Raw genomic sequence first — 12,440 nt, forward strand, 5'->3', positions numbered from 1 at the left:
TCGAGTCCTTGAATTGAATTATTTCTTTGTACATATTATGGATAGGGTTTTTTACGTGATTGAAATATTTTATCAAAATATCTGTTATTGCTTTTTTATAAACGGACGAGCAGGGTACTTACAAGCAATGTGATTGTTTATATTTTGTTTCTTGGGAAAAGAGCTCGTCTTGAATCATCGGGATGGGCTCTTTTCTTTTCCGGGAACCTATGTGAAATAAAACGCATTAGGACTAGTACATAATGATTCATTAATTTGAGAAGGATAGAAAATGAATGCTGATATGGAATATAACGAGTTTGCAAAAACCCTGAAAGAACGGCGGGACGATCATTCTTTAGGGTTTCAGATGAAGAAGGGGACGCAAGAATTTGTTGATAATATGATGTCCGTTTTATTTCCACACTTTTGCAAGGAAGGATTCTTCACTACAGAAGAGATAGAATCGCGTCTTGTCTTGTTAGAACGTGATTTGAAACGACTCCTTATTCCAATTTTAAAAGATACTTCGTTACACTTGGATGAGATAGCGATGCAGTTTATGCATGCGCTTCCCAATATTCACGATAAGCTATGGCTTGATGCCGAAGCGATCACGAGTGGCGATCCGGCGGCGGAAAGTGTCGACGAAGTCATACTTGCATATCCAGGATTCACAGCCATAGCATATTATCGCCTCGCTCACGAATTATATTTGATGCATGTTCCCATCTTCCCGCGTCTCATCACCGAATATGCGCATCAAATGACGGGTATTGATATTCACCCAGGCGCACGTATCGGCTCTTCGTTTGCAATTGATCATGGAACAGGCATTGTTATTGGTGAATCTTCGATCATCGGAAATAACGTAAAGATATATCAAGGTGTGACACTCGGAGCGCTGAGCGTGGATAAAAAATTTGCAAAATCAAAACGCCATCCGACCATAGAAGATGATGTAGTGATTTATGCTCAAGCGATTATTCTTGGCGGTGAGACTGTTGTTGGCCGTCATAGTGTCATCGGCGGTAACGTGTGGCTTACAGCGAGCGTGCCGCCCTTTTCATCTGTCTATCAAGAAAGTAAAGTCACAGTGCGTCCGAAAGAGATGACGGGCGCTCCCATCGATTTCAGTATTTGATTAAAGATAGAAAAAACGTAATCACTCGGTATAACAATCGAACATAACAGGAACTCGAATTTACTAACCTGAACGTATAGAAATCCTATTAAGTGCTACATTGTTTTTGTTCCGAAGAATTACAAACGTACAATCCCTGCCTGCGGCAGGCTCGCCTAAGCACGAAGTGCGCCCGCCTGCCAGAGAACTTGTTCGGCGGGCAGGTCGGCGAGCAGGCAGGCCTAAGGGATTTGTGGATTTCAGATTCCGGTAAAAGAACTCCGTAGGAGTTGCATGTTTGTAACAAAAGCCGACAATAGAAAGAGAACTCCGTTAGGAGTTCAACACACGATGCCGATATTTAACTTGTTTTTCTCATTCGCTAAGTAGGTAAGAATAATTATGAAAGCAAAATCTGTTTTGGAGACAATTGGCAACACACCACACGTTCGTATCAATCGGCTCTTTGGCGGCTATGAAGTTTGGATAAAACTAGAGCGCGCTAATCCCGGTGGAAGCCTTAAGGATCGCATTGCATTGTCGATGATTGAAGATGCAGAGCACCGTGGAGAATTGAATCCTGAGACGATCATCATCGAACCGACTTCTGGTAATACGGGCATCGGTCTGGCGATGGTTGCAGCAGTGAAACACTACAAGCTCATTCTCGTGATGCCGGAATCCATGTCTCTTGAACGACGGAAGCTCATGACAGCCTATGGCGCTCACATTGATTTAACACCGAGAGAGAAAGGAATGAAAGGTGCCATAGAACGAGCGAACGAACTTGCATCGTCAATGCAAAACGCATGGATTCCGCAGCAGTTCGAGAATGCATCGAACATTGAAATTCACCGGAAGACAACAGCCGAAGAAATTTTTCACGATTTCCCAGAAGGGATCGATATGCTTGTCTCAGGTGTAGGCACTGGCGGTCACATTACCGGCGTGGCGGAAGTGCTCAAGAAAAAATTCAAACAGCTCAAGGTATTTGCTGTAGAACCGGCACTTTCTCCAGTTCTCAGTGGCGGGCAACCAAGCCCGCATCCGCTGCAGGGCATTGGTGCTGGATTTATTCCTAAAAATCTTCACGCGGAAATATTAAATGGCGTTGTTCAGATTACAAAAGAGGAAGCATTTGAGTACACTCAGCGATGCGCACGCGAGGAAGGTATCCTTGTAGGCATTTCTACCGGAGCGTCACTTGCCGCTGTGGCAAAGAAACTTTCAGAACTTCCAAAGAATGGGAGGGTGCTGACGTTCAACTACGACACAGGCGAACGTTATTTATCGGTTGAAGGATTGTTTTGACAAGAAGCAGGATAAATGAGTAACAAACTTTGAAGAAATAGTTTACTTCCTTCGTGTAATAATTCCCCCAAAAATCAAAAAAATACCCCGACGCACTACCAGACGCCGGGGTATAGGGAGGCTAACTATGTGCAGTCGGGGAGACTGCACGCCATAAGATATGGCTCAAGTGCTTAATTGTCAAGAGTTTTTTAAAAAATAATCCAATTATTTTTTAAAAAATCTTCAATATTTTCTTGACACAACTCTTTTAACTGAACCAGTAATCGTTCTTCTTCATTAATGATGAAATACACTATGGTCTATGGTGAGGAAGATGCCAGATAGGGTTTTGCTCAAGTGGCATAGAGATATCGCTTAATTTTTTGAGTTGGTGTCTTTTCAAACGGTGCTGTTTGTTCGATAACACGGGCGAGACGTGAAAACGAAGAAACTTGTTCGTTCACCTGTTTTTTAATATCTTCACAGAGTTGTTTAATACGCTCGCGCGCTTGTGATTCCGTTAACCCTATATCAGAGAATTCAACATCGAGTTTTTCATAATCAAGATACACGCGTGCCACGAGCTGCCCTTCATCTTGATACACAAGAGACTCGAGTATAATATCTAATCTGTTGATGACAGATTCAATGACTTCGGGATAAATATTCTCGCCGCTTGGTCCGAGAATGATATTTTTTAACCGACCGTTGATATAGAGAAAACCATTCTTATCGAAACTTCCGAGATCGCCTGTATGGAACCAACCATCAGGTGATACCACTTCTGCTGTCAAACCTGGATCACGATAGTATCCTTTCATAATACTCGGCCCACGCACGGCAATTTCTCCGATACCGGTTTTTGAATCCTGATTTTCGATACGCACTTCAAGCCCGGGAACTATAGGACCCGTGGATCTGTAACGTGTATTTTCCGCATTTGCCCCTGCGATAAGCGGTGATGTTTCTGTCAATCCATAACCAATAGCATAAGGAAATTCTGCGTCGCGCAGGAAACGTTCCACTTCTGGAGCGAGAGCCGCACCACCGACTCCAAAAAATCTCATCGCACCGCCAAATGTCTCCTTTAATTTATTGCCGGCAATTTTGTGGATATGTTTGCGGACCACTGGAAATTTATAGACGAGCCGGACCAAAAGTCGTCTTTTGATTTCAGGTACAATGCGTGTCTTGTACATTTTTTCAATAATCAAAGGGACAGTTAACATTGCTGTTGGTTTTACCATCTCCAATGCTGGAAGTAAAACAGCGGCTGTGGGAGGTTTCTTTATATAATACACCGATGAGCCGCACATGATAGGAAGTACTAAACCAAGTGTACATTCGTAGACATGAGCCAGCGGAAGAACAGAGAGCATACGGTCATCCGCTGTGAAATCGGGTATCTTCGATGCCGCAAATGCATTCCAGACAATGTTCTTATGGGTGAGCATAACGCCCTTTGAATTTCCGGTGGTTCCCGATGTATATATAATAGATGCGATGTCGTCTTCTTTGATCTCTTTCTGAATGAATCCCGCCAAACCTAAAACAAGGTTCTTAATTTTGCGTAACTCTTTGCTTCCATCTGATATCAATTGACGCAGCGTTGCCTTCGACATTTCCGGATTTATAATGGAAAAGTCGTTCAATAAAATAACACTGTTGAATTCAGTAAAATCCAAATCTTCAATCTTATAAAAATAACGTTCGGATATGAAAATGACTTTGCTGCCGGAGTGGCCTAGTATATGATGAATCTCGGAAGTATTAAAATCAGGTAAAATCGGTACGACAACAGCGCCCATTGTTGTAATAGCGAAATATGCAATGCCCCATTGTGGACTATTCTCGCCCAGGATTGCTACACGGTCACCTTGCGTGACGCCTTGGTTTCTCAAAAAACCGGAGAGATGATCAATCTGCCGTTTCAGGTCAGAATATCTTATTGGTTCTTCATCGGTATAGGAAAGTGCTATATTCGATGAGTTTTTCTGGCAGCTTTCCTCGATCATGTGCTGTAGAGTGAAATACTGCTGATCTGTTCCACCGCCGTATTGAGAAAGCATAATTCAACCTTCCATAATTTTTATGGCATAAAAGTAAGAAGAAAAAGAGACAATTGGAAACATTTCATTCTTGTCTCCGTACTTGCAGGCGGTTTAAAATATTCCTACCATGCTTCCATGAATTGATATTCGGTTGACAGTTTCACTGCGTGTGTTCATATATGAATGTTTTGTCGATGATTGTTGTCATTATTCAAAAAGGAGGATTTTTATGCGTTTAGGAAGAATTCTTGCTGGTCTTGCTGCACTTCTCGTTTTTTTGCTTTGTCAGACCAGTACTGCAGGACAAAAGCTTCGCTACAATTTTGAAAAGGGGAAAGCATATAAATATTCTACAGTTGTTGAAAGTAAGACATCCGGTCAGGCGATGGGGCAGGAATTTACCATGACCTCCGGTGCCGATTTCGATTATTCAATCTCGCTTGTTAGTGTGAATGCCTGTGTGATGACGTTGACGATAAAATTTGAGAAATTTAACATCAGATTAAATATGCCGATGATGGGGTTTAACGACAGCACAATAGTGATGCAGGAATATGTTGGCAAACGAGTAAAGGTTGTCGCGACAGACAAAGGCAAAACACTATCGGTTGAGCCTATCGATACTATTCCTCCATCCCGTCTACAAATGATGGCGAGTTTAGCTCCGAAGGACTTATTTAAACAAATACTGTTTGAACTTCCGGAGAAAGAATTAGATGTGAATGATTCATGGAAGAAAGATATTCCTGATACAGTTTCCCGCGGCGGGATGAAAATGGTGACGAAACAGAATCTTGATTTTAAGATTATAGCTGCAGAAAAGAAAAATGATTTGAATTGCTGGAAGATCGCTATCACAGGAACAAGCACGATCGAAGGGAGCGGCGCACAGCGAGGAACTGATGTAACAATCGATGGAACGGTGAAAATTATTGGTACGGCATATATTGCACCTGCAGAGGGTGTCTTTGTTCTCTCAGAACAATCCAATGAAACTGAAATGACGACAACCGCGACCGGATCACAAACAGGCGCTTCAACAATGTCGGTCAGTACAACAGTAAAATCTGCTTTGGTAAAATAATTTAAGTAACTTGACCTTTCAGCGTCAACGAGCATTGTTGTTCTCGTTGACGCCAAGGTATTATAGATTCCATAGTTACTTGAGATGGTGAGATAGTATGAAACAGGTTTCTTTCTTCGTTCTTCTCTTTCTTCTAGATGTTCCATTCGCTTCAAGTCAAACTTCTCGTACCCCGCCCTTTGCACAGTATGGCATGGACGACACGGACGGCTTCAAACCGCAAGAGTATCAACAGCGCCGGGCAGCAGTTACTGCAATGATGGATTCTGGCTCTGTTGCTGTTTTTCATGCAAATGATTCCGACAATCGGAATGGAGATGTGGATTACAAATTTCGGCAGAATGATAATTTTTTGTATCTCACAGGCTGCAATGAAACGAACAGCACACTGATACTTGCACCAAACGGAATACGAATAGACAGTGCTACGATCGCGAAGGAAATCTTCTTTGTCGGAGAACACATGAAAAGCTGGAGCGGCGACAATCTTGGTTTGGAAGGAGCGAAACACGTACTTGGTTTCGGCGCTCAAGAGAACAAGAGTGTTGTGCTCACAACCGAAAAGTTGAAAGAACTCTTACCGCAAATTCTTCAATCGAAAAATATTCTCTATTACACACCTTCCTTGCCTGATATTCTTTTCGACCCTATTTCAAGTACAAAATTTGTGGCAGTACGTGAAGTGAGAAAAAAGTTGGAAGAAAAATATCCGAATCTTACAATAAAAGGTTCTGGATTGTTAGTGAATGATTTGCGCTCCGTGAAATCTCCAGCAGAATTGGTATTCATACAGAAGGCAATCGATGCTACCGTGTTTGGATGTATTGAAGCAATAAAAAGTTGTGAACCGGGGATGTACGAATACGAACTTCAAGCAGTCATCGAATATTGCTGCACGCGGAGCGGCTGTGAATTCTACGGTTTTCCCTCCATCGTCGGTTCTGGACCTAACACGTTGAGCATTCATTACGATGCAAACCGCAGGCGAATGAGCGGCGGAGAGCTCGTCGTGATGGATATTGGCGGGGAATACCATGGCTACTCAGCTGATGTAACGCGCACGATTCCGGTGAATGGAACATATTCTTCAGCACAAAGGGAAATCTACGAGCTTGTTTTACGTGCACAGAATTCAGCGATCAAAGAAGTCAGATCAGATGTACCGATGAATGTGTCGGGAACAAAGGCAATGGAAGTTCTCGGTGAAGGGTTGGTGAAACTGGGCATTATTCAAGATAAAAGCGAAGCAAAAAAATATTGCCCGCATGGGATCAGCCACTTTATAGGATTGGATGTCCATGATGTTGGTTCGACAACAAAGTTGATACCAGGAATGGTCTTAACAATGGAGCCCGGATTATATATTCCTGACAGTAGTAACTGTGACAAAAAGTACTGGGGTATCGGAATCCGAATTGAAGATGACCTCCTGGTAACCGAGAATGGATGTACAGTACTTTCGAAGACCGCGCCGCGAACGGTAGAAGAAATTGAAGCATTGATGAAACAGGGTAAAAGATCGAGAGAAAAATGAAAAAGTATGAGGAAAAAGGTAGGACAACAGAAGAGATAAATACATTATCATCATAGTATAAATATTTTTCATCGATATTTTTTCTCAAGTGTTTCTCAATCACATCCAGCAAGGAGGTGGCGTATGTCTCACTTGAAACCTGAAGAATGCCTGCACTTTTTCTCTGAAGTTCTGAGTATTCTCAAATCTACACACGAACCGGAGCGCGTGCTTTCGCTCATTGTCGATCGAATCGTGCGTATCTTCGGCTGTCAAACCTGTGCAGTGATTATCATCGATCCTGCAACGGAGTACTTGCAAGTATTCACAAATCATAATTTATCTCACCGCTATGTAAAAGAATTCCGGCGCTCGCTCGGTACCGGTGCGATTGCCAAAATGCTATCCACGGGAAAGCCAATACTCATTGCAGATGGAGAACGAGAATCACAGCTCGCGGCTGAAGTGCAGTTGGAACACTCATTTCGTTCTGCTGTGTGTTTACAGATCTCAGCAGAACTTCGGACACTTGGTTATCTCTATGCCGATGCGCGTGAACCGGATACCTTTACCGAGCACGATTTGCGGACACTCCAGAGCTTTGCCGATCTCACAAGCATTGCCTTGAATAAATCCTATCTCTATGAAAAGAATCTGCGTTTAGATAAAATTGACCATGAAACGGAATTAGAAAAGTACGCGCCTTTTCTTGAACGGCTCAATGCCAGTATCTCCCGCGCCGAAGAAAGCCATGAGAGTATCTCTCTCTTCATTTTGGATATTGATAACTACAAACAAATTGGCGGAACGTACGGCTATGAAGCGTCGAAAAAAGTGCTGAAAGAAATTGCGAGTCTTGTCAAAGCTCGCGTACGTCCTATGGATGCTGCCAGTCGTTATGGATTTGACGAAATTATCGTTCTTCGCGAGAATGCTTCACTGGAAGCAGGTATAGCATTCGCTGAAGAATTGCGCAAGACGATTGAGGAGAAAGAATTTACTCAACAGGGAATTCGCACAACGGTCAGCATTGGTATAGCGGCATTGCCGAAGAACGCTGTCTCGGAAAAGGAATTGTTGATTGCTGTCAAAGAGGCACTGTATGATGCCCAGCGCAATGGAAGAAATAGAATAGCACATCTTTAAACGGCGGAAAAAAGAAAAATGAAAGAGGATGTTATGGACACGTTGCATGTTCTCATGATCGAAGACTCCGAAAACGATGCTGATCTCGTATTGCGACAGTTAAAAAAAGCGCACTATACAGTATATCACGAACGAATCGAGACTATCGATGAGATGAAAGCGGCTTTAAAAATCCTCGCTTGGGACATTATCATTGCCGATTATAAATTGCCGCGGTTTAATGCGTCTGTTGCCCTCGCACTGTTACAAGAATCTGCCCTGGATATTCCCTTTATTGTCGTTTCTGATAAAATCGGCGAAGAAACTGCAGTGGAACTTTTAAAATCCGGTGCGAATGACTACATCATGAAAGACAAACTCATCCACTTGGTGCCGGTAGTAGAACGCGAAATTGAAGAGGCACGAGTGCGCAGGGAGCATCATCAAACAGAAGAAGCACTGCGTGAGAGCGAAGAACGGTATCGGTGTCTCATCGAGTTTTCCCCGGATACTGTTGCTGTGCATGCCAACGGAAGGATCGTATACGTTAACCCCGCCGCAGTCAAGTTGTTACGCGCGCACGACAGATCGGAACTGATTGGCAAACCAGTCCTCGATGTTGTTCACCCGGATTTTAAGGAATTTGTGCATAAGCGGATTATTGGAGCAATGGAATACGGTAAAGCACAACCTATGACAGAGGAAAAATTCTTGTGTGTGGATGGAACAGTCGTCGATGTGGAAGTGGTGTCCGCTCCAATTACGTTCAATGGAATAAACGCAGTTCAAGTCATAGCACGCGACATCACAAAGCGTAAACGGGCAGAAGAAGCATTGCGCGTGAGTGAAGAACGGTATCGAACATTGTCCGAAGCAGCACATGATATGATCTTTATTGTCAACCGTGATGATCTCGTGGAATACGTAAATACATCCGCTGCTGAACTATTCCACCAACGACCGGAAGAGATTATTGGAAAAACAAGGGTCTCATTGTTCCCGCCAGAAATATCATACAAGCAGCAACGATCTTTGCAAAATGTTTTTGAAACAGGAAAACCCCACTATGATGAAAGCAAAGCTGCACATAAAGATCAAGTGATCTGGCTCAGCACGTGGTTGGTGCCGCTTCGAGATGATACCGGCCATGTTTCTGCTGTGATGGGTGTCTCACGCGACATCACGAATCGAAAGTGGTTGGAAGAAGATAAACAAAAACTTTTTCACAGACTTCAAGAGGCAATCGCTCAAGTCAAGACATTAAGTGGTTTGCTCCCGATATGTTCGGTATGCAAGAAGATACGAGACGATAAAGGATACTGGCAGCAAGTTGAGGGTTATATTCAGAAGCACACAGATGCAAAGTTCACACATGGTGTATGCCCCGATTGTTTTCCGAAATTGTATCCTGAGTTTGACACTGCCGAACTAAAAGGGACAGAGAAACTGAAAAGAACAAAGAAACCAAAAGGAATAAAGAAACAAAAAGGAACAAAGAAATTTAAAAAAGCAGAGAAAAAACGATGATGTTATGGATATTATTTCTATAGCATCAAATTTTCTATGAACATGAGGAGGTAACAAGATTCCTAATACAACCTTAGATCGCCAAATTGACGAAGCGGTGTATGAGTTGTACGGGTTGACTGAGGAAGAGATAAAGATTGCGGAGCCCGCCAAAAAGCATAGCGGGGAGCGCCTGATTAGGCGGCATTTTATGTTTTTGATATCGACAAATGTAGCATATACTGCACGTCAAGAGAATCTGAAATCAAGCCCAAGATTTTATTTCTAAAACTCAATCGAAGCCCACTTATCTTGAAGGTGTAAAACGTATTTAATATCCTAATCCTATTATCCCATGAAGTTATGATTGACTTATTCTTTAGACCCCATTTAAAGAATGATTTGGAATCTAATCCAGATTTATGAATTATTTGGTTTGCTATATTAACTCCTTTGGGGGATGTTACATCAAAAAACAATTCGGAATTATCAAATTTGTCGGCGAGCTTAACAATGAAATTCTTTATTTCTCCTTCTTCAAAATAAACGAATACTCCGGTTGCTATAAACAGAACCTTATCAGGGCTAACAATCTTATTAAACCATTTTGTGTCAAGAAAAGAACATGAAATAAAGTCTCTGTTTCCGTTCTCACTCATGAATTTCTTTCTTAAATCTATCACATCTGGAAGGTCTAAGTCATACCAAAGAATCGACTTATTATTAAGTCTTTCATAAGTAGTGTCTAATCCACAACCAATATTTACAATTGTTCCGTTGGGATGATTGGTGATAAAGTTTTCTATTACGGAATCAAATCTTTTGCAACGTGCGATCCATGCAATCTGACTAATTTCAGATATATTTTTCGACATCTGCGATAAATCATAATCAACAAGGTCAATAATTTTTACTGCTGCTTTATCAATCAATATTGGTTTATTCTTTTTAGCTTCGACTGCTCTTGCCCATACCGGCATAAAAAGAGTTTTTTGAATGTCTCCTAATTCGACTTTAATTTTATTATTCATGTTTTATTCCTTTGGTTCTCAACGTATTTCTTAATTGCCGCTAACCAACCGGCTTTTTTCCGCGTTGTTTGCCTGCCCGCCGTCTTTTGAGCGGGAGCTCCTCGTTAGGCGGCGAATCATTCAACTTATTGGTCTTCTTGGGAACAACATAGGCGTCCTGGATTTGTACTCCATGTAGGATGCCCCAAATCGAATCTCCAATTCTCGCTCTTCATACACTTTCACGAAGAAAAGCAATGCTGGTGCAAACAGGATGAGAACCCAGAGCACAAACAGCACTGACTGAAACCAGATTCCCAATGATAGGAACCAGGCCAGACCTGCAAGCACCATAGGATTACGAGTCCAAGCATACAACCAATCTACCGCCAATTTCCGACTGAGCTGTATGAAAAAGGGGGCACCGAATCCTTTCAAAGCAAGGTTTACCACTACCAGCAAAGAAGCCACCCCAGTAATAATGACCAGCGCCAAGCCGATTCCAGATGGTACTGGGAGTACCCAACCAGACCAATCTTGATGCGTGGTTACTGCTCGAACTATAGGAACACCAAACGTAAAACCCAGACCAACATGTACAAACGTCGTCGTCCAGATGGCGCGGCCCATTGTTCGGTGTCGGTCTAGTATCTTCCTGCCGAGCCAAACAAGGGGGAATGTAAACAATACCCCTCCCATAATGACGGTAAGATTCATGGCATTTGACAGTGGTACATCTGGCGTCCACCAGAAGACAAGGCAGATAAACGCTAAAAGGGCAACCCTGACGAGAAATTCAATTATTTGTCTCATGGTATCGTCTATTCTTTGGTTTTGCGAAGCTGCCTAACAGCCAGCGGCTTAATAATGTAATCCCGCATAATCCGTCCCGACATTGTCGGGACGAGACCGCGACGAAGTCGGGCGGGATTTCCTCTCCTATAGATCATTCGCTCTTCATTCTTAACTCTTAACTCATTGCACCCCATCCCATCCATCAAGCACAACTTTGCGTTCTAATTCTTTTTCCAATTTATTTGGTAGAGCAGGGAAGAAATCAATCCCTGTAATCTTTTCGACGCTATCTGCTGGCACAGCAAACGTTGCAAGTGCGGCATCTGATTTTTTATGAGGGAAAAGAAAAGCGATCATCTTCTTGTCGGTTTTTGTATTCACAAGAACGACTTTATAAAATTGCATCGGTACACTGATATCCTTCTTCGGGCCAATTCTCTGCAAACCGTTCTTTAAAACAGCCCCGCTTACGACATAGAGCTCTTTATATTTTTTTGCCCATTCTCGCACTTTCATTTCGAGCTTCTTCCAGATGCCTCTATTGAAGCTACCCATCTGCGGCGTCATATTGCTCATATAGAAAGTTGAATCGGTCGCTTCCTGCGAAAAACTCATATCTTCTGCCGGACATAAATGCCCTCGGTCGTAATCCTTCCCAGGATAATCGTCCTTTCCTGCGGTTCCTCCGGGTACAAGCGAATCATAACAAAAATTATCCTTTCGTTCTGCCGGACCAACGATCATCGTATTTGTTAACCTGTACGCAACCCATTCAGCATCTTTATACTTATGTACATATGAAAGCGAATAGTATTTGTGTTGTACTAAAAATCCCTTTTTCGTTTTAGGCTGATAATTAAACTCCTGCGCAGTGCTTTGTTCTGTAAAAGACCCGCACAGGAGGATGAGGAATATCAAATAATATTTATTTTTCATTGTTTTCCATTTACCCGCCGTCTTG

At 42.5% G+C, this 12,440-nt stretch carries 11 protein-coding genes; 6 read left to right on the forward strand and 5 right to left on the reverse strand.

The genetic code is table 11. The annotated features are described in order from the left end of the window. Nucleotides 1–271: 271 nt before the first annotated feature. Entirely contained in the window at nucleotides 272–1,123 is an 852-nt protein-coding gene (locus NTX44_00520; protein ID MCX6120090.1) for a serine acetyltransferase, read from the forward strand. A gap of 381 nt (nucleotides 1,124–1,504) precedes the next feature. Then, on the forward strand, nucleotides 1,505–2,413 hold the full coding sequence (cysK, locus tag NTX44_00525; protein MCX6120091.1) for a cysteine synthase A: 909 nt from the start codon (nucleotides 1,505–1,507) through the stop codon (nucleotides 2,411–2,413). Between the two features lie 335 nt (nucleotides 2,414–2,748). On the opposite strand, the gene NTX44_00530 is transcribed toward cysK, so the two are convergent. After that, nucleotides 2,749–4,464, reverse strand: a complete 1,716-nt coding sequence (locus NTX44_00530) for an AMP-binding protein (GenBank protein MCX6120092.1) — start codon at nucleotides 4,462–4,464, stop codon at nucleotides 2,749–2,751. A 211-nt stretch (nucleotides 4,465–4,675) separates the two neighbouring features. Between NTX44_00530 and NTX44_00535 the strand changes: the two genes are divergently transcribed. The 4 genes from NTX44_00535 to NTX44_00550 all read left to right on the forward strand — a co-directional run bounded on the left by NTX44_00535 (nucleotide 4,676) and on the right by NTX44_00550 (nucleotide 9,695). Then, on the forward strand, nucleotides 4,676–5,530 hold the full coding sequence (locus NTX44_00535) for a hypothetical protein (protein ID MCX6120093.1): 855 nt from the start codon (nucleotides 4,676–4,678) through the stop codon (nucleotides 5,528–5,530). 97 nt (nucleotides 5,531–5,627) lie between these two features. Beyond that, nucleotides 5,628–7,064: an aminopeptidase P N-terminal domain-containing protein gene (locus tag NTX44_00540; GenBank protein MCX6120094.1), complete on the forward strand. Its 1,437-nt coding sequence runs from the start codon at nucleotides 5,628–5,630 to the stop codon at nucleotides 7,062–7,064. Between the two features lie 123 nt (nucleotides 7,065–7,187). After that, complete coding sequence (locus tag NTX44_00545; GenBank protein ID MCX6120095.1) at nucleotides 7,188–8,189, forward strand: sensor domain-containing diguanylate cyclase; 1,002 nt, start codon at nucleotides 7,188–7,190, stop codon at nucleotides 8,187–8,189. 33 nt (nucleotides 8,190–8,222) lie between these two features. Then, entirely contained in the window at nucleotides 8,223–9,695 is a 1,473-nt protein-coding gene (locus tag NTX44_00550) for a PAS domain S-box protein (protein MCX6120096.1), read from the forward strand. 188 nt (nucleotides 9,696–9,883) lie between these two features. Here the strand turns inward: NTX44_00550 and NTX44_00555 are convergent, their stop codons facing one another. The 4 genes from NTX44_00555 to NTX44_00570 form a co-directional block, all read right to left on the reverse strand. Continuing rightward, nucleotides 9,884–10,705 (reverse strand): class I SAM-dependent methyltransferase, encoded by an 822-nt coding sequence (locus NTX44_00555; GenBank protein ID MCX6120097.1) that lies wholly within the window; start codon nucleotides 10,703–10,705, stop codon nucleotides 9,884–9,886. A 120-nt stretch (nucleotides 10,706–10,825) separates the two neighbouring features. Beyond that, nucleotides 10,826–11,383 carry an isoprenylcysteine carboxylmethyltransferase family protein gene (locus NTX44_00560; GenBank protein MCX6120098.1) on the reverse strand — a complete coding sequence of 186 codons (558 nt, stop codon included), beginning with the start codon at nucleotides 11,381–11,383 and terminating at the stop codon, nucleotides 10,826–10,828. Between the two features lie 122 nt (nucleotides 11,384–11,505). Then, nucleotides 11,506–11,634 (reverse strand): hypothetical protein, encoded by a 129-nt coding sequence (locus tag NTX44_00565; GenBank protein ID MCX6120099.1) that lies wholly within the window; start codon nucleotides 11,632–11,634, stop codon nucleotides 11,506–11,508. Between the two features lie 25 nt (nucleotides 11,635–11,659). After that, on the reverse strand, nucleotides 11,660–12,415 hold the full coding sequence (locus NTX44_00570; GenBank protein MCX6120100.1) for a DNA/RNA non-specific endonuclease: 756 nt from the start codon (nucleotides 12,413–12,415) through the stop codon (nucleotides 11,660–11,662). Between the last annotated feature and the right edge of the window lie 25 nt (nucleotides 12,416–12,440).

The sequence above is a fragment of the Ignavibacteriales bacterium genome (assembly GCA_026390575.1).
Lineage (GTDB): Bacteria > Bacteroidota > Ignavibacteria > UBA10030 > UBA10030 > Fen-1298.